Raw genomic sequence first — 17,500 nt, forward strand, 5'->3', positions numbered from 1 at the left:
GTCAGCGCGCGAGCAGCGCGGACCAGTTCTGCGCCTCGGCCCAGTCCGTGAACGAATGCCAGGCGACGTCGGGGTACTCACGACGCAGACCGCTGACATCGACGTCGAGGCCGACAGTGGCGAAGTAATCGAACATGGCGGCCAGATCCTCGGAGTGGCCGCGAACGTAGTCGAGCGGGACTTCGTGGTGCGCGATCGGACGGTCGAGGGCGACAGCCAGGGCGGCGGCGAGTCGATCCGGGGTGAGTTCGTCGGCGGCGATATCGATGCGGCGACCCGCGAACTCGGCGCGGCGATCGAGGGCGAGCGCGGCGAAGGCGCCGATATCCTCGGCACAGATCAGCGTGAGCGGCCGATCGGCGGGCATCGGCCACGCGAAGGTGCCGTCTCGAAGTCCGTCGAGGGTCCAGCCGGTGGCGTAGTTGTCCATGAAGGCGGCGGGCGCGATGACGGTCCACGGGACGCCGCTCGCCCGCAGATGCTCCTCGATCGCGAATTTGCTGTCGTAGTGCGGGATTCCGGTGGCGCGGTCGGCATGCGCGGCGGAGGTGAAGACGATATGGCCGACATGTGCGGCACCGGCGGCGTCGATGAGGGTGACGCCGTGGCGGGTTTCGGCGGTGGTGTCGGTGCCGAACGGTGTGGTCACGGCGAAGAGGGAGTCGACACCGGCCAGGGCGACGCCGAGGGAGCCACGGTCGTCGAAGTCGGCGTGGTGGATCTCGGCGCCGAGATCGCGCAACGCCACGGCGGCGGGGCTGTCGGGAAATCGGGTGAGCGCGCGGACGCGGTGACCCATGGTGAGCAGGGCGCGAGCGGTGGCGCCGCCCTGTGCGCCGGTGGCGCCGGTCACGGCGATGGTGAGCATGATGTTTTCCTCCGGTATGATTTGCTGTGCGGCACATTAACTGTGCCATGCAGCAATCTATCCGTTTTAACTGCGTCGCGCAGCTGATAAGGAATGTGATCCGGATTACAGAGCAGAGTCGACGTGCCCGCTATCTGGAATTGTCGCGCGTCTCGCGGCAGTACATGGCGTCGTATGTCCTGTTCAACCAGGCCGTCGCCGACCATCTGGGCCTCCACCCCACCGATCTGCAATGCCTGAGCCTGCTCACCGCAGAGCCGCAGCCACTCACCGTCAAACAGATCGCCGACATGACCGGGCTCACCACCGGCTCCGCCACTCGCCTGGTCGACCGGCTCGAACGCGACGGCTATGTGGTGCGCGAACCCGACGCCGAGGACCGCCGTCGAGTGCTGGTCTCCCCCGTGCCCGATCGCGTCGCCCGCGTCACCGCCGTATGGGACGACCTCGGCGAGGGCTGGGAGGCGCTGCTCGACACCCATACCGAGGACGAGCTCGCGGTGATCACCGAACACATGCGCAAGGCCGAGCAGCTCAGCCACACCCAGATCGACTATCTCCGGGGCCGGGCCGCACCGGCGTGAGAACTACTTCGCGTGCTGGACGCGAGCGCTCGCGTAGAGGCAGATAGCCGCTGCCGCAGCCAGATTCAGGCTTTCGGCGCGGCCGTGGATGGGAATGCGGATGCGGTGATCGGCGCGGGCGGCGACGGCGGGGTCGAGGCCGTGGGCCTCGTTGCCGAACAGCCAGGCGACCGGTCCGCGCAGGATGTCGTCGGCGGCGTCGAGGTCGACTTCGCCGTGGGCGGCGGTCGCGAGGATCGTCACGCCCGCGGCGGAGATCGCATCGAGGGTCGCGGTGATGTCGCGGCTGCGGGCCACGGGGACGTGGAAGAGGCTGCCCGCGCTGGCGCGCACGCATTTGCCGTTGTGCGGGTCGACGGTCTCGCCCGCCAGCACCACCCCGTCGGCGCCGACCGCATCGGCGACCCGGATCAGGGTGCCCGCGTTGCCCGGTTCGGCGATCTCCACGGGGACGGCGAGCATGCGCGGGCCACGATCGAGGATCTCACCGAGCGGCACGTCGACGAGTTCGCACACCGCGACCAGGCCGGGGGCGGTGACGGTTTCACCGAGGTGTTCGGCGGCACGATCGCTGACCAACGTGGTGCGGACGCCGTCGGCGGTGGCACCGGCGATCAGCGCGTTCTCACGACCGGCGGCCGCGAGCGAATAGAAGATCTCCCGGACGCGGCCGGTCTCCAGAGCGGCGGATACCGCGTTGGCCCCCTCGGCGAGGAAAAGGCCGGACTTGCGGCGCTGGGCCGCGCGCTGGAGCTTGACAGCGGAAACGACCCGCGGATTGCGCTCGGAGAGCGCGTCCACGGGTCGTTCCGACAGATTGCTGTGTGTTGTCAAGCTCAGGCAGCGGTGGCCGGGGCGTTGACGTCGGCCGGCAGCGCGGCCTTGGCGACAGCCACCAGGCCGGCGAAGGCCTCGGCGTCGGAAACCGCGAGCTCGGCGAGGATCTTGCGGTCCACCTCGACACCAGCGGCCTTGAGGCCCTGGATGAAGCGGTTGTAGGTGATGTCGTTCAGACGCGCGGCGGCGTTGATACGAGCAATCCACAGCTTGCGGAAGTCACCCTTGCGCGCCTTGCGGTCGCGGTAGGCGTAGGTCAGCGAGTGGAGCTGCTGTTCCTTGGCCTTGCGGTACAGGCGCGAACGCTGGCCCCGGTAGCCCTTGGAGGCCTCGAGGATGGAACGGCGCTTCTTCTGAGCGTTGACGGCCCTTTTGACGCGTGCCACTTTGGTAGTCCTTGATCATCTGGGGGCGCGGCGGCGCCCGAATTCGGTAGTTGTCGGCGTCCGGTTATCCCGGCCGCGGAATCGTCGGGTTGCGACGGTCGAGCTGACCCGAAGGTCAGGCGAGACCGAGCAGCCGCTTCACGCGGGGGACGTCGACGGAAGCGACGGACTCCGTGCCTTCCAGACGACGAGTCCGGCGAGAGGACTTGTGCTCCAGGAGGTGGCGACGGTTCGCCTGCTCGCGAAGCAGCTTGCCCCGGCCGGTCACCTTGAATCGCTTCTTGGCGCCGCTGTGGGTCTTGTTCTTCGGCATGGATTCCTCTATCTAGTCGTTGAAATCGTTTTACTGCGGGTCGGCCGGCGCAGCCTGCTCGGCAGGCGCGGCCTGCTCGACCGGTGCGGCCGGTTCGACCAGCGCGGCCGGGTCTGCACTCGCGGGACCGGTCGGCAGCGGCTGACGTGTCGCCGCCGGCGCCGAAGAGTCCTGCTGGGCCTTCACCCGCGTCTTCGCGCCCTTGTGGGGAGCGAGGACCATGGTCATGTTGCGGCCGTCCTGCTTGGCCGAGGTCTCGACGAACCCGAGATCGGCCACATCGGAGCCCAGACGCTGGAGCAACCGGAAGCCGAGTTCGGGACGCGACTGCTCACGACCGCGGAACATGATCGTGACCTTGACCTTGGACCCGGCTTCGAGGAAGCGAACCACGTTGCGCTTCTTGGTCTCGTAGTCGTGGTCGTCGATCTTCGGACGGAGCTTCTGCTCCTTGATCACGGTCTGGACCTGGTTCTTACGGGACTCGCGCGCCTTCTGCGCGGTCTCGTACTTGAACTTGCCGTAGTCCATGATCTTGCAGACCGGCGGACGGGCATCGGGTGCTACCTCGACGAGGTCGAGGTCGGCTTCGAGCGCGACGCGTAGTGCATCTTCAACACGCACGATCCCAACCTGTTCGCCGCCGGGTCCGATGAGACGAACCTCGGGAACACGGATGCGATCGTTGATGCGGGTCTCAGTGCTGATGGGGCCTCCTAGGTCAAGCGGTGTCGTCTTAACGACCGCACGCAATAACTGCAACCCCTGTTTCAACACGAAAGCCCCGCTGCGGTATTTCTCCGCGACGGGGCCCGATGTCGACCGATCGCCCACAGCCGATGCCCTCACGAGCTCGGTTGTCGACCCCCGCGTGCCAGGCACACGGGAAACCCACCACAATGAGCGGGTGACCGGGACCGTTTATCCGAACGATGGCTCGCCGGTAACGGTGGGAGTCGGGCTCCACTTATCTGCCCCACGGATGCATGACACATCCAGGGGCGGTCGTCAGCGAACAGCCTAGCATGGCGTTGAGCTATCACCGAATCGGCCGGGCGCGAGCAACCGCGATCGGGCTCGCTATAGCCTGATCAGCATGACTGACGAGCTCGATCCTCCTGTGCGCGACCTGGCCGACATCCCCGCTGTCGAGGTGATCAGCCGGGCCGCCGTGATGCTGATGAGTTCGGCCGCGGAGAAGCTGGGCCTGGCAGGCGAGAACCCGGATTCGGGCGCGGGCGTCGACCTCGACGAGGCGCGCCGGGTGATCACCGCACTGGCCGGACTGGTCACGGCATCGGTGGAGTACCTCGGCCCGCACGCGGGTCCGATCCGCGAGGGTTTGCAGGCGCTGCAGCGCGCGTTCCGCGAGGCGTCCTCGGTACCGGACGCGCCGGGCACGGGACCGGGCGAGAAGTACACCGGTCCGGTGCACTGAACGTTCCGCGCAACGAAAAGATCCGCCGACGCACTGCGTCGGCGGATCTTTTTCTGTGCTGCGAGCGAACGTCGCGACTCAGACCACGGGGGTCGGAGTGGGACCGCCGGGGGTGACCGAGACGGCCGAGCCGGAGGAGATCATGTTGGCGAGTGCGGTGAGCAGCGCCGCGCTTCCGGTATCCATTACAGGCGTTCCTTTCGAATCCAGGTCAGACGGTCGGCTTGGTGGGCTCGTAAGCCAACGATGACCCGCCGGCGAGGAAACCGAGAATCTGGGCGATGAGCGCCGTGGTGGCTTCATCCATGAGGACGTTCCTTTCGAACTACACGACGATCGAGCCGTCGACAAACCGCTACTACCCGGCATTCCGGGGACGGTGAGGCGAATGTTACCCACGGCTGTTTCACTTCGTGGCGCTTTCGGAAAGTCCCTGCCGGAACGTCTCGAGAGGACCGTAGCCCGGCTCAGCGCAGCGCGGCCGCCTTTCGCGCCAATCGCTTGGCCGCGGTCGTCTCCGCCGAAGCCTTCTTCGCCGCGGGGGCAGCTTTCTCGGCCGCCTTCTTCGCGGCGGGCTTCTTCGGCGCGGGCGCTGCCAGCACCTCCTTGAGGAACTGACCGGTATAGCTGTCCGACACCCCGGCGATGTCCTCCGGCGTGCCGGTGGCGACCACGGTACCGCCGCCCGAACCGCCCTCGGGGCCCATGTCGATGACCCAGTCGGCGGTCTTGATGACGTCGAGGTTGTGCTCGATGACGATCACGGTGTTGCCCTTGTCGACCAGTCCGTTGATCACCTTGAGCAGCTTGCGGATGTCTTCGAAGTGCAGGCCGGTGGTCGGCTCGTCGAGGATGTAGACCGTCCGCCCCATCGACCGCTTCTGCAGTTCGGCGGCCAGCTTCACCCGCTGCGCCTCACCGCCGGACAGGGTCGGCGCGCTCTGGCCCAGACGCACGTAACCCAGGCCGACCTCGACGAGTGTCTTGAGATAGCGGTGGATCGAGGTGATCGCCTCGAAGAAGTCGGCCGCCTCGTCGATCGGCATGTCGAGGACTTCGGCGATGGTCTTGCCCTTGTAGTGCACCTCGAGGGTTTCCCTGTTGTACCGAGCGCCGTGGCAGACCTCGCACGGGACGTACACATCGGGCAGGAAGTTCATCTCGATCTTGAGCGTGCCGTCGCCCGAGCAGGCTTCGCAGCGGCCGCCCTTGACGTTGAACGAGAACCGCCCGGGCTGGTAGCCGCGCACCTTCGCCTCGGTGGTGGAGGCGAACAGGGTGCGGATCTTGTCGAAGACGCCCGTGTAGGTGGCCGGGTTCGAGCGCGGAGTGCGGCCGATCGGCGACTGATCGACCTGCACCAGCTTGTCGAGGTTGTCGAGACCGTTGATCCTGGTGTGCCGACCCGGCACCTGGCGGGCGCCGTTGAGCTTGTTCGCCAGGACGGTGGCCAGGATGTCGTTGACCAGGGTCGACTTGCCCGAACCGGAGACACCGGTGACCGCGGTGAGCACACCCAGCGGGAACGCCACGTCGACATTCTGCAAGTTGTGTTCGGTGGCGCCGACGACGGTGAGCTTGCGCTTCTTGTCGATCGCGCGCCGCACCAGCGGCAGCTCGATCTGCTCGCGGCCGGAAAGGTAAGCGCCGGTGAGCGATTCGGGCTCGGTCAACAGCTCCTCATAGGGACCGCTGTGCACCACGCGACCACCGTGCTCGCCCGCGAGGGGGCCGATGTCGACCACCCAGTCCGAGGCGCGGATGGTGTCCTCGTCGTGCTCGACGACGATCAGCGTGTTGCCCAGCTTCTTCAACCGCAGCAGCGTCTCGATGAGCCTGCGGTTGTCGCGCTGGTGCAGACCGATCGACGGCTCGTCGAGGACATAGAGGACACCGACCAGACCGGAACCGATCTGGGTGGCCAGCCGGATGCGTTGGGCCTCACCGCCGGACAGGGTCGCGGCGGCCCGCGACAACGTCAGGTATTCCAGGCCGACGTCGAGCAGGAAGCCGAGCCGGGCCTGGATCTCCTTGAGCACCTGACCGGCGATCGCGGTCTCGCGCTCCCCCAGCGTGAGCGCGTTCAGGAAGTGCGCGCAGTCGCCGATGGACAGCTCGCTGACCTCGGCGATCGACTTGTCGGTGCCGTCCGAGGCCAAAGTGACGGCCAGGATCTCCGGGCGCAACCGGGAGCCGTTGCAGACCGGGCACGCCACATCGCGCATGTACCCGTCGTAGTGCTCTTTCATCTGCTCGGACTCGGTGTTCTCCATGCGCCGCTGCAGGAACGGCATCACGCCTTCGAAATCGGCGTAATAGGAGCGCTTGCGGCCGTAGCGGTTGGTGTAGGACACGTGCACCTGGTCGGAGCTGCCTTCCAGCACCGCCTTGCGGGCCTTGACGGGCAGATCGCGCCACGGGGTGTCCATCGAGAAACCGACCGCCTCGGCCAGGCCGGACAGCAACCGGTTGAAGTACTCGGCGGTCTGCCCGCGCGACCACGGCGCGATCGCGCCCTCGGCCAGGCTCAGGTCCGGGTCGGGCACCACGAGTTCCGGGTCGACTTCCTTGCGGATGCCGAGGCCGGTGCAATCGGGGCAGGCGCCGTAGGGCGAGTTGAAGGAGAACGAGCGGGGCTCGAGGTCTTCGATGTCGAGGGGGTGGCCGTTGGGGCAGGCCAGGCGTTCGGAGAAACGGCGCTCCCGGTCGTGAGCGTGCTCGTCGCGGTCGACGAAATCGAGCACCACGATGCCGTCGGCCAGCCGCAGCGCGGTCTCGATCGAGTCGGTGAGGCGCTGCTTGGAGGCGGCCTTGACCGAGAGACGGTCGACGACCACCTCGACGTCGTGCTTCTCCTGCTTCTTCAGCTTCGGCGGATCGGTGAGCGGATACACCACGCCGTCGACCCGCACGCGCGAGTAACCCTGGGTCTTGAGCTGGTCGAACAGGTCGACGAACTCGCCCTTGCGGGTGCGCACCACGGGCGCCAGCACCTGGAACTTGAGCCCGTCGTCCATGGCGAGTACCTGGTCGACGATCTGCTGCGGGCTCTGCTTTTCGATCAGCTCGTGGCAGACCGGGCAGTGCGGCGTGCCCGCGCGGGCGTAGAGCAGGCGCAGGTAGTCGTAGACCTCGGTGATGGTGCCGACCGTGGACCGCGGGTTGCGGTTGGTCGACTTCTGGTCGATCGACACCGCGGGCGAGAGCCCCTCGATGAAGTCGACATCCGGCTTGTCCATCTGCCCGAGGAACTGGCGCGCGTAGGCCGACAGCGATTCGACGTAGCGACGCTGTCCCTCGGCGAAGATCGTGTCGAACGCCAAGCTCGACTTTCCGGAACCGGACAGACCGGTGAACACGATCAGGCTGTCGCGCGGCAAATCCAGGTCTACACCTTTCAGGTTGTGTTCCCGAGCTCCGCGCACAGTGAGGCGTTCCGCCACCTGGTGAATCCCTTCTCCATCGTCATCCGCCGACCGGACATATTCCCCCGTCGTCAATGCTAGGCCGGGGGTCCGACAAGTTTCGGTGCGCGAGCGAGCCGACCCCTGGACGAGGCATTCTGCGCAGGGGGCGTGACGAACCTCGTTCGCCGACCCCGCCCCACAACCGGGATACGCGGATTATGTTGGACCACAAGGGTGGATCGTTCGACATGATGAAGGAGCCGGCGTGCTCGAGGTGTTCCTGGTCGACGACCACGAGATCGTGCGGCGCGGATTGATCGACCTGCTGGAAGGTGATCCAGAACTCACTGTGATCGGTCAGGCAGGCGGTGTCGCCGAGGCGATGGTGCGCATCCGCGAGGCGCGCCCCGATGTGGCGGTCCTCGACGTGCGGTTACCCGACGGCAACGGCATCGAGCTGTGCCGCAACCTGCTGGCCGAGTTCGACGACCTGCACTGCTTGATCCTGACCTCGTTCTCCGACGAGCACGCCATGCTCGACGCCATCCTGGCCGGCGCCAGCGGGTATGTGGTGAAGAACATCGACGGGATGAAACTGGCCGACGCGATCAAGCAGGTGGGAGCGGGCCACTCGCTGCTCGACACCCGCGCCGCCGACGCCCTGCGCGCCCGGCTGCGCCGCAGCGCCGAACCGTCCGGGCCACTGGCCGGGCTCACCGACCAGGAACGCCGACTACTCGAACTGCTCGGCGAGGGCCTGACCAACCGGCAGATCGCCGCGCGCATGTTCCTCGCCGAGAAGACGGTCAAGAACTACGTCTCGCGACTGCTGGCGAAACTGGGTGTCGAACGGCGCACCCAGGCCGCCGTCCTGGCGACCAAACTCCGCGAGCCCTGACGGCTCAGGACGGGACGACGATGGTGAGGTCCCCGTCGTAGCGGCGGTAGAGCAGGTTGCCGCGGCCGGTGTGGCTGTCGGTGAAGAACAGGTAGGGCAGCCCGGCGGCGCACAGCGCGTCGGAGGCCTCGTCCTCGGCGAAGACGGGAGCCGCGTCCTGCACCACCCGGACGGGCATCGCGCTCGCGGTCAACGGCAGCTCGGCCGAGGAGTCCGCCGCGGCGGTGAGCCGCTGCCTGGCCAGCGCGACGCCGTGCGGGTCGGCCCACGTGACGATGGCGTCCTCGCCGGTATCGGCGTCGGTGAACAGGTAGGCGTCGTAATCCATCGCGTCCAGGACGGTGCTGGCTTCCAGCGGCGTGCCGGTCATCAGGGCGCAGTCCTTGCGGCGGATGATCGGCCGCGTCTCGGTGATCTGCGCCAGCGGACGACGGGCCGGGTCGGGCCACGCGCCGCGCGCTTCCTTGCCCGCGCGGCGGGCGAGCTGACGGTCGAGCCGTTCGGCGGCGAAGGTGACCGCGAAACCGCCGGGGCCGGTGACCTGGACACGGGTGAAGGTGTCGTTGGTACGGATGTTGGCCTGCACCAGGGTCGGCTCGTCGTACCCCTTCGGCGCGGTGACACGCACCCTGGCCGGACTGTCGAGATGATGCCTGCGCATCACGCGGGTGATGGCGCGAACAGCACGGGTGACGTCCTGGGCCGGCACTTCGCCACGCGTGGTCACGGCGAGCTCCGGGTCCGCGGCGGTCGTCCAGTGCTGGGTGCTCGACAACGAATTCATCATGTGCCCCACTTCTCGATCCCAATTCCCGGTGCCCAATGCCACCACTACCGCCGGTGCGAGTGAAGGGCCGAAAGTCCCCTCATTGCGGACTAGACTTTGATTCGACTCACTCGAGGAGCTGCGAAGACGGGGTACTGCGATGGCGAACGACGGTCGGGGCGGCCGCTATTCGGCTGACCAGACGGTGTCGCGGCAGATGTTGCGCAGCCTGCTCGGCGAGGTCGCCGATCGGGTCGAAGTGATGATCGGTTCTCGGGATCGGATGGACGGCCTCGTCGAGGCCATGCTCACCGTCACCGCGGGTCTCGACCTGGACGAAACCCTGCGCACCATCGTGCGGACCGCGATGAACCTGGTCGACGCCCGCTACGGCGCGCTGGCGGTTCGCGGCCACGATCAGCAGGTCGCGCAGTTCATCGACGAGGGCATGCCGGATCAGATCCGCGACCGGATCGAGCGATTACCCGCGGGCCACGGCGTACTCGGCGCGGTGTTCGCGCACAAGGCGCCGCTGCGGCTGGCCGATCTCACCCAGCACGAATCCTCGATCGGCTTTCCGGCGGGACACCCGCCGATGCACACGTTCCTCGGTGTGCCCGTACGCATTCGGGACGAGGTGTTCGGCAGTCTGTATCTGACCGAGAAGTCCGACGGTCAGCCGTTCACCGAGGAAGACGAAGTCCTGGTGCTGGCGCTGGCGGCCGCCGCGGGCATCGCGGTCGACAACGCGCGACTCTACGAGCAGGCACGCACCAGGCAGGCGTGGATCGAGGCGACCCGCGATATCGCGACGGAATTCCTGGCCGGTACCGAATCCGATCGGGTGCTCGGTCATGTGGTCGATCACGCGCGCGGGCTCACCGGATCGCATCAGGCGTTCCTCGCCTCGGTGCCGGTGCCCGACGAATTGCCCGGCGAGATCAGCGAATTGGTGGTCACTCAGTGGACCGGTCCCGACGCGGGCCAGGACTGGCAGACCATCCCGATCGCGGGGACGGTGGTGGGCGACGCGTTCAGCAGACGGACGCCGCTGCGCTTCGACGACGTGTCGAAGGTGACGCTGGGCGTCGAGTTCCCCGTGGCCGAATTGCCCGGCGCCGGACCGGCTCTCGTGCTGCCGCTGTGCACGCCCGATGCCACCCTCGGCGTCCTGGTGACGTTCCGGCCGCCGGGTTTCGCGCCGTACTCCGACGAGATGCTCGAGCTGACGGCGGCATTCTGCGATCAGGCCGCGCTGGCGGTGCGGCTGGCCGACGCGCAGCAGCGGATGCGCGAACTCGACCTCGTCGCCGACCGCGATCGGATCGCGCGCGACCTGCACGACCATGTGATCCAGCGACTGTTCGCGATCGGCCTCACCGTGCAGGCAACTCTGCCCAAGGCAGTGGTTCCCGAAGTGCGGCAACGGCTTTCGACGGTGATCATGGATCTGCAGGAAGTGGTGCAGGAGATCCGCACCTCCATCTTCGATCTGCACGCCAGCGGCTCCGGCCACAGCGAAGGGCTGCAGCAGCGCCTCGAGGTGGCGATCCGGCGCCAGACCTCCGACATCGCCCTGCGCGCGACGATCCAGGTGTCGGGCCCGCTGTCGGTCCTCGATCCGCAGTTGGCCGACCACGCCGAGGCGGTGGTGCGCGAGGCGGTGAGCAACGCGGTGCGCCATTCCGGCGCCGACACCGTCGCCATCGTGATCGAGGTGGCCGACGATCTGGTGATCACGGTGTCCGACAACGGCTGGGGCATTCCGAACCACGTCATCCGCAGCGGGCTGCGCAATCTCGAGCAGCGCGCGCAGGAGGCGGGCGGGAACTTCGAGGTCGGTCCGGCCAAACGCCCCGACGCCGACGGCAACCACCCCGAGATGTCGGGCACGCAGCTGCGCTGGGCGGTGCCACTGCCCCAGGACGCGCCGACGACCGGCGGGTTCGCCCTCGCCGCCGGACCCGAGACGGGCGAGGATTGAGTCAGGCCGGGGCCAGGACCACGGCGGCGTTGTTGCCGCCCATTCCCATCGACAGTTTCAGCGTCGGACCGTCGAGCAGCGGGGTCGGGCCGTTGAGCAGTCGCGGGTGCGCGGGCGCCACGATCGGCGCCGACGCGACGGTACCGCGCTCGTAGGACAGGGCGATCGCGGCGACTTCGACCGCCGCGCAGGCGCCCTGACAGTGCCCGGTGAGCGGTTTGAGCGCGGCGATGGCGGGCCGGTCGTCGAAAACGGTGCTCAGCACGTCGCGTTCGGCGGCATCGCACTGTCTGGTCCCGGTACCGTGCGCGTTGTAGTACGCCAAGTCGCCGGCATCGATCCCGGCGTCGGCCAGTGCGCGCCGGACGCAGGCGATGATCTGGGCGTGGCCGGGATCGACCGAGACGACGTGGAAGGCGTCGTTGGTCATCGCGCCTCCGAGCAGTCGCGCATAGGGCTGCTCGACCGCGTCGGTGAGCAGCAGCGCCACCGACGCCTCGGCCATGGTGAAGCCGAGGGTGCCCTCCTGAAAGGGCCTGCAGGCGGTGAACGGGTCGGCATCGGCGATCGCGGCGCCGAGACCGACGAAATGTTCGAGCATGTCCGGGGTGGCCGACAGGTCGGTGGTGATGCACAACACATCGTCGACCAGGCCCGCGTCACGCCACATCTTCGCCGTCAGCAGGGCGGCATTGCCCGAACTGCACGCCGCCGACACGTTCATCGCGGGCCCGTGGAAACCGAACTCCTGCATCACCACCGAGATGGGTGTCGACGGCAGCATCCGCAGATAGTCGCGCGAGCGCCGGTGGCCCTCGTCCCGACGGTAGAAATCGCGCCAATCGGCGACATCGCCCAAGGTGAACGCGTGGACGAGGCCGACGGTGCGTCCCTCCCGACGCCACCCGCGTTCCTGCGCATCGGCGATCGCCTCGGCGGCCGCGGCGAACACGGCACGCCCGAACAGACCGGTTCCGTACGCCGGGTCACCACCGCCGGGAATCAGCCCGACCCAGGCCTGCTGATCACGTCCGGGCCCGTAACCGGGGTACAAACGGGCAGCCGGTTTGCACCCCAACAATCCCTGCCACAGGAATTCGCGACCCCATCCGTAACCGGAGACAACACCTATGCCGGCGATCGACATAGAATCGAGGCGGTGGGTCATGCCGCCCGTGAGCACATCCAGTGTCACATCGCTCCTCGCGGATCTTCATGAAGGATCACCAGACTAGACCGGTATGCCGTTCGCAGACCAGGCCGAGATCGGGGGTTTCGCAGTGGGAGAAGGAAGGACCGACGCGGCGAGCGCCGAGCAGCTCGCGCAGCGCTACCGGTCGCTGGTCGAACACACTCCCGATGCCATCTGTGTGCACGAGTCCGGGACGATCGTCTACGTCAATCCGGCCATGGTTCGCCTGCTCGGCGCCCGTTCGGTCGACGACCTCCTCGGCTTGTCGATCACGGTCTTCGTCCATCCCGATTCCGTCGCGGCCATGCTCGACCGGATCGATCAGCTCACCGCCGAGGGTTCGGCGTCCCCGCCCACCGACATGGATCTCGTCCGGGTGGACGGGCAGAAGGTACCGGTCCAGACCGTATCGGTGCTCACGGTGTGGCAGGAGAAGCTCGCGTTCCAGGTGGTCGTGCACGATCTCACCGCGCAGCGGGCCGCCGAGGCGTCGGCACGGCAGGCGGAAGCGTATTTCACGACCGTGGTGTCCCAGCTCGAGGAAGGCGTGCTCGTCGTCGATCGGCGGGGTCGCCTCGAGTCGATCAATCCAGCGGGCAAACGCATCCTCGGCATCGAGGACGGCGACGAGATTCTCGGGCGTCTCATCGATGATCTGCCGATGAAGATGGTCGACCGCGATGGGCAGCCGTTGCCGCCGGACAGGCATCCGATGGCGCACACCCTCGCGACCGGCGAGGTGGTCACCCAGTTCGTCTTCGGTGTCGAACGCGCCGACGGGCACCAGGTGTGGGTGTCGTGCAACTGCCGGTTGCTCAACCCGGACAGTCCGGACTCGTCCGGGGTGTCCTCGTTCTCCGACATCACCGAGTACCGAGCGAGTCGACGCCAGCTCGAGTACCAGGCCACCCACGACGCGCTGACCGGGCTCGCGAATCGTTCCCTGATCCTGTCGCAGCTGTCCGCGGCGCTGGCCGACGACGGCGGCACCCTGGTCACCACGGTGCTGTTCATCGACCTCGACGGCTTCAAAGCGATCAACGACACCCTCGGGCACGCCATCGGCGACACGGTGTTGCAGATCGTCGCCCAGCGGTTGCAACAGGCGCTGCGCGCCGAAGACCTGGTCGGGCGGCTGGGTGGCGACGAATTCCTGGTGCTGCTGGCGGGTCATCCGCAACGCGCCGACCTGCCCGCACTGGTGGAGCGCCTGCGTGTGACGATGGCGGAACCGATCATCGCCAGCGGTCACCGTCTCGAGGTGAGCGCCTCGGTCGGCATCACCGAACTCGGCCCGCACGAACGCCGCACCCCCGAAGCCGTGCTGCACGACGCCGACCTGGCGATGTACCGCGACAAGCCGTCGGCCCATCGTGAGCTCGGTCTCGGTCAGAATCGACGCTCGAACAACACCCACGCCTCCTGACAGACTGGTCGGCGTGATCGTCGAACACGCGCTGTTACCCGTTCGCCCCGGCGCCGCCGCCGCTTTCGAAGCGGCCTTCGCGCAGGCGTATCCGATCATCGCAGGAATGCCCGGATTCGGCGGGTTGTCGTTGTCGCGCTGTGTCGAGCGGCCCGACTGCTTCCTGCTGCTGGTGCGCTGGGAGCAGCTGACCGACCACACAGTGGGATTCCGTGAGTCACCGGAATATCAGCGCTGGCGTGCGCTGTTGCACCACTTCTACGAGCCTTTCCCGGTGGTCGAACACTTCACGCCGGTCCTCGGCGACGAAGTCTTCCCGGTCGCGGCGGACCTGCCCGCGGACACGTAGACTCGACAACTCTGTTCTCAACGCGGTGACAAAGGAGTCCTGTTTTGCCCGACCGCCTCGCCGACGCCTCCCCGGCCGCGCACAACCGCGAGATCGAACAGGAGCAGCAGTACCTCTCGGTGCTCTACGACCGGCTCGACGGCATGCGCGACTACGCGCAGAACCGGCTCAAGACCGTGCTCCTCGAATCCGGCGGCACACCGCAGGCGCGCAGTGAGCGCGAGTCCTTCACCCAGCTCTACAACGAGGACCTGTCCAAATACGACGCCGCCGAGCACGGTCTGTGCTTCGGCCGGATCGATCTGGAAGGCACCGAGGACGCGGCCCGCTACATCGGCAGGCTCGGCATCCTCGACGAGGACAACGACTACGAGCCGCTGCTGCTCGACTGGCGTGCTCCGCTGGCCCGCCCGTTCTACCTGGCCACCACCGCCAATCCCGAGAACGTCACCCGGCGCAGGCACATCCGCTCGCGCAACCGCGCGGTGACCGCGATCAACGACGAGTACCTCGATCTCGATGCCGCCGAGCGTGACGGTGTGGTCGGCACCGACGACGGCGTCGGGGGCGAGAGCGCGCTGCTGTCGGCGCTCAATGCCGCCCGTACCGGGCACATGAACGACATCGTCGAGACGATCCAGAGCGAGCAGGACGCGATCATCCGCTCCGAGCACAAGAGCGTGCTCGTGGTGCAGGGCGGGCCGGGTACCGGCAAGACCGCGGTCGCGCTGCATCGCGCGGCGTTCCTGCTCTACACCTACCGGCAGCAGCTGGCCAAGAGCGGCGTGCTGATCATCGGCCCGAACGCCACCTTCCTCGACTACATCGGCCAGGTGCTGCCCTCGCTCGGCGAGACCGGCGTGCTGCTGTCGACCATCGGCGACCTGTACCCCGGTGTGAAGGCAGTGCGCGAGGATTCGCTGCGCGCCGGGGAGATCAAGGGCTCGCTAGACATGCTCGAGGTGCTCAAGCAGGCCGTGCGCGACCGTCAGGAAGTGCCGTCGGAGCCGGTGCGCCTGGCTTTCGACGGCTATCCGGTGACGCTGGACCGCAAGATCGCGACCAGGGCGCGTGGGCGGGCCCGCTCCTCCCGACGCCCGCACAACCTGGCCAGGCCGATCTTCGCGTCGTCGGTGATCGACGCGCTCACCGATCAGCTCGCCGCCACGATGGGCGCCGACCTGTCCGGCGGCACGAGCCTGCTCAGCTCCGCCGACCTCAGCGAGATCGGCGACGAGATGCGCGCCGATCCGCACGTACAGGCCGCGATCAGCGCGCTGTGGCCGGTGCTGTCGCCCCAGGAAGTACTCGCCGACCTGCTCGCCGATCCGGCCCGTCTCGACCGCGCCGCCAAGACACTGAGCCCCGAGGACCGCGCCGAACTGGTGCGCTCCGACGACGGCACCTTCGGCGCGGCCGACGCCCCGCTGCTCGACGAGCTGGCCGAGTTGCTCGGCGTCGACGACACCGAGGAACGCGAACGCTCGCGTCGCCGGTGGCGGGCCCAGATCGAGGAGGCCCAGGATGCCCTCGACATCCTCACCGGTTCCGCCCCGCAGGACATCGAGGACGAGCTCGATCCCGAGATCCTGATGGCCTACGACCTGATCGACGCCTCCCAGCTGGCCCAGCGCCAGGAATTCGGCAACCGGCAGACCACCGCCGAACGTGCCGCGGGCGACCGGACCTGGACCTATGGGCACGTGATCGTCGACGAGGCGCAGGAACTGTCGGAGATGGCGTGGCGAATGGTGATGCGGCGCATCCCGAATCGCTGGATCACCGTGGTCGGCGACGTCGCCCAGACCGGCGACCCGGCCGGCGCGTCGTCCTGGCAGCGGGTGCTGGAACCGTATGTGGCACAACGCTGGAAGCTCACCGAGCTCACGGTGAACTACCGCACCCCCGCCGAGATCATGGCGGTCGCGGCCGATGTGCTCGCCGAGATCGATCCGGGTACCAAGGTGCCGCGTTCGGTTCGCGAGACCGGCAATCCCCCGCGCGCCTACCGGGTGTTGCCCGCCGACGTCGCGGGCGAGGTGGCGCGGTTGCTCGAGGCCGAGCACGGTCCGGGTACCTCCGCGGTCCTCGCTCCCGCGGCCCTGGTGCCCGCAATGTCTTCGCTGGCAGGCGAATCCGTTCAGGTACTCACCGTGCACGACGCGAAGGGCCTCGAGTTCGACCGGGTGTACCTGGTGGAGCCACAGGCGATCCTGGACGAGTCCCCGCGCGGCCTCAACGACCTGTACGTCGCACTGACCCGTGCGACCCAGCGCCTGGCCGTGGTGCACACCGAGGAGCTTCCCGCGGTGCTGTCCTCGTTGGGATAGGCGTCGCCGAACAGCGCGGTGTCACACGAGCAAGCCGGTGACCAGCGCCTGCAGCCCGGCGGCGTAGGTGCTCTCGGCGTCGAATTCGGTCCAGCGGGAACCGATCTCGGCCAGCCGGGGCAGCTGCTCGGGGTCCAGGTCCGCGAAGACCTCCGCGCGGTAGGTCGGTCCTTCCTCGGCGCGCCGCACCGCTCTGCCGGTGACGATCAGCTCGCCTGCCGTGTAGTGCCAGATGGTGCGGTACGCGGCCACCGCGCGCTCGGGGGTGAGGCCCGCGGTGATCGCCGCGTCGATGATGGTCTCGGGGAACCACAGCGCCGAGCGCCCGAGCAGGTCGCCGTCGGCGAGCACGTCCACGATCCAGGACTTGGCCGCGAGCGCGTCGCGCATCGCGGTGGCGGCCACCAGGATTCGCTGCCGCGGGTCGTCCGGGAGCTCGGGCCAGGCAATCGCGTCGGCGTAGTCGTCGAGCAGTAGCCGCAGCAGGTCCTGCTTGTCGCGGACGTGGTGGTAGAGCGCCATCGGGGTGCAGCCGAGTTCGGTGGCGAGCCTGCGCATCGTCAGCTTCTCGACGCCGTCGGCGGCGATCACCCGGTGCGCCGACGCGACGATATCCGCGCGGGACATGCGCGCGGGTCTGCCGGTGCGCGCTGGTCGATCCGACTGCGAGGTGGACATGGTCCCATCTTGCCCATGCGAAGCCCGGGTATGGACAAGGGGTC

At 67.9% G+C, this 17,500-nt stretch carries 16 protein-coding genes; 7 read left to right on the forward strand and 9 right to left on the reverse strand.

What is annotated here, in order from left to right; translation table 11 throughout:
* Position 1 precedes the first annotated feature (1 nt).
* A complete protein-coding gene (locus ACFVJ5_RS32700; RefSeq protein ID WP_379226171.1) occupies positions 2-868 on the reverse strand; it encodes an NmrA/HSCARG family protein in 867 nt (288 codons plus the stop codon).
* A 95-nt stretch (positions 869-963) separates the two neighbouring features.
* On the opposite strand from ACFVJ5_RS32700, the gene ACFVJ5_RS32705 reads away from it, so the two are divergent.
* Positions 964-1,452, forward strand: coding sequence for a MarR family winged helix-turn-helix transcriptional regulator (locus tag ACFVJ5_RS32705; RefSeq protein WP_379226173.1), 489 nt, complete (start codon positions 964-966; stop codon positions 1,450-1,452).
* A 3-nt stretch (positions 1,453-1,455) separates the two neighbouring features.
* Here the strand turns inward: ACFVJ5_RS32705 and ACFVJ5_RS32710 are convergent, their stop codons facing one another.
* From ACFVJ5_RS32710 to infC, 4 genes are all read right to left on the reverse strand, one after another.
* Positions 1,456-2,253: a TrmH family RNA methyltransferase gene (locus tag ACFVJ5_RS32710; RefSeq protein ID WP_378661524.1), complete on the reverse strand. Its 798-nt coding sequence runs from the start codon at positions 2,251-2,253 to the stop codon at positions 1,456-1,458.
* A 35-nt stretch (positions 2,254-2,288) separates the two neighbouring features.
* Positions 2,289-2,675, reverse strand: a complete 387-nt coding sequence (rplT, locus tag ACFVJ5_RS32715; protein WP_019046423.1) for a 50S ribosomal protein L20 — start codon at positions 2,673-2,675, stop codon at positions 2,289-2,291.
* A 115-nt stretch (positions 2,676-2,790) separates the two neighbouring features.
* Complete coding sequence (gene rpmI / locus ACFVJ5_RS32720; RefSeq protein ID WP_056824456.1) at positions 2,791-2,988, reverse strand: 50S ribosomal protein L35; 198 nt, start codon at positions 2,986-2,988, stop codon at positions 2,791-2,793.
* 30 nt (positions 2,989-3,018) lie between these two features.
* Positions 3,019-3,750, reverse strand: coding sequence for a translation initiation factor IF-3 (infC, locus tag ACFVJ5_RS32725; RefSeq protein ID WP_378661560.1), 732 nt, complete (start codon positions 3,748-3,750; stop codon positions 3,019-3,021).
* Positions 3,751-4,084: 334 nt separating this feature from the next.
* Between infC and ACFVJ5_RS32730 the strand changes: the two genes are divergently transcribed.
* Positions 4,085-4,426, forward strand: coding sequence for a DUF1844 domain-containing protein (locus ACFVJ5_RS32730; RefSeq protein ID WP_378637057.1), 342 nt, complete (start codon positions 4,085-4,087; stop codon positions 4,424-4,426).
* A gap of 467 nt (positions 4,427-4,893) precedes the next feature.
* On the opposite strand, the gene uvrA is transcribed toward ACFVJ5_RS32730, so the two are convergent.
* Positions 4,894-7,869, reverse strand: coding sequence for an excinuclease ABC subunit UvrA (gene uvrA / locus ACFVJ5_RS32735; protein ID WP_379226176.1), 2,976 nt, complete (start codon positions 7,867-7,869; stop codon positions 4,894-4,896).
* A 229-nt stretch (positions 7,870-8,098) separates the two neighbouring features.
* Here uvrA and ACFVJ5_RS32740 point away from each other — a divergent pair, with 229 nt between their 5' ends.
* Entirely contained in the window at positions 8,099-8,731 is a 633-nt protein-coding gene (locus ACFVJ5_RS32740; protein ID WP_056824462.1) for a response regulator transcription factor, read from the forward strand.
* A gap of 4 nt (positions 8,732-8,735) precedes the next feature.
* On the opposite strand, the gene ACFVJ5_RS32745 is transcribed toward ACFVJ5_RS32740, so the two are convergent.
* Positions 8,736-9,518, reverse strand: coding sequence for a sigma 54 modulation/S30EA ribosomal C-terminal domain-containing protein (locus tag ACFVJ5_RS32745; protein WP_379226179.1), 783 nt, complete (start codon positions 9,516-9,518; stop codon positions 8,736-8,738).
* Positions 9,519-9,657: 139 nt separating this feature from the next.
* On the opposite strand from ACFVJ5_RS32745, the gene ACFVJ5_RS32750 reads away from it, so the two are divergent.
* Entirely contained in the window at positions 9,658-11,481 is a 1,824-nt protein-coding gene (locus ACFVJ5_RS32750; RefSeq protein ID WP_379226181.1) for a GAF domain-containing protein, read from the forward strand.
* A gap of 1 nt (position 11,482) precedes the next feature.
* On the opposite strand, the gene ACFVJ5_RS32755 is transcribed toward ACFVJ5_RS32750, so the two are convergent.
* The gene (locus tag ACFVJ5_RS32755; RefSeq protein ID WP_379226400.1) at positions 11,483-12,628 is read right to left on the reverse strand and encodes a beta-ketoacyl synthase N-terminal-like domain-containing protein; all 1,146 of its coding nucleotides are present in this window, start codon (positions 12,626-12,628) and stop codon (positions 11,483-11,485) included.
* A gap of 94 nt (positions 12,629-12,722) precedes the next feature.
* Here ACFVJ5_RS32755 and ACFVJ5_RS32760 point away from each other — a divergent pair, with 94 nt between their 5' ends.
* The 3 genes from ACFVJ5_RS32760 to ACFVJ5_RS32770 are packed head-to-tail and all read left to right on the forward strand — an operon-like array spanning position 12,723 to position 16,778.
* A complete protein-coding gene (locus tag ACFVJ5_RS32760) occupies positions 12,723-14,099 on the forward strand; it encodes a diguanylate cyclase domain-containing protein (protein WP_379226183.1) in 1,377 nt (458 codons plus the stop codon).
* Between the two features lie 13 nt (positions 14,100-14,112).
* Positions 14,113-14,448: an antibiotic biosynthesis monooxygenase family protein gene (locus ACFVJ5_RS32765; protein ID WP_379226185.1), complete on the forward strand. Its 336-nt coding sequence runs from the start codon at positions 14,113-14,115 to the stop codon at positions 14,446-14,448.
* Positions 14,449-14,492: 44 nt separating this feature from the next.
* Complete coding sequence (locus ACFVJ5_RS32770; protein WP_379226187.1) at positions 14,493-16,778, forward strand: HelD family protein; 2,286 nt, start codon at positions 14,493-14,495, stop codon at positions 16,776-16,778.
* A gap of 21 nt (positions 16,779-16,799) precedes the next feature.
* On the opposite strand, the gene ACFVJ5_RS32775 is transcribed toward ACFVJ5_RS32770, so the two are convergent.
* Complete coding sequence (locus ACFVJ5_RS32775) at positions 16,800-17,456, reverse strand: TetR/AcrR family transcriptional regulator (protein WP_379226188.1); 657 nt, start codon at positions 17,454-17,456, stop codon at positions 16,800-16,802.
* Between the last annotated feature and the right edge of the window lie 44 nt (positions 17,457-17,500).

Source organism: Nocardia sp. NPDC127606, assembly GCF_042671725.1.
GTDB lineage: Bacteria > Actinomycetota > Actinomycetes > Mycobacteriales > Mycobacteriaceae > Nocardia.

Coding starts and splice junctions, on each gene's coding strand:
- ACFVJ5_RS32700 (WP_379226171.1), bottom strand. CDS start 868: ATGCTCACCATCGCCGTGACCGGCGCCACCGGCGCACAGGGCGGCGCC.
- rpmI (WP_056824456.1), bottom strand. CDS start 2,988: ATGCCGAAGAACAAGACCCACAGCGGCGCCAAGAAGCGATTCAAGGTG.
- ACFVJ5_RS32730 (WP_378637057.1), top strand. CDS start 4,085: ATGACTGACGAGCTCGATCCTCCTGTGCGCGACCTGGCCGACATCCCC.
- ACFVJ5_RS32745 (WP_379226179.1), bottom strand. CDS start 9,518: ATGATGAATTCGTTGTCGAGCACCCAGCACTGGACGACCGCCGCGGAC.
- ACFVJ5_RS32750 (WP_379226181.1), top strand. CDS start 9,658: ATGGCGAACGACGGTCGGGGCGGCCGCTATTCGGCTGACCAGACGGTG.
- ACFVJ5_RS32755 (WP_379226400.1), bottom strand. CDS start 12,628: ATGTCGATCGCCGGCATAGGTGTTGTCTCCGGTTACGGATGGGGTCGC.
- ACFVJ5_RS32760 (WP_379226183.1), top strand. CDS start 12,723: ATGCCGTTCGCAGACCAGGCCGAGATCGGGGGTTTCGCAGTGGGAGAA.
- ACFVJ5_RS32775 (WP_379226188.1), bottom strand. CDS start 17,456: ATGTCCACCTCGCAGTCGGATCGACCAGCGCGCACCGGCAGACCCGCG.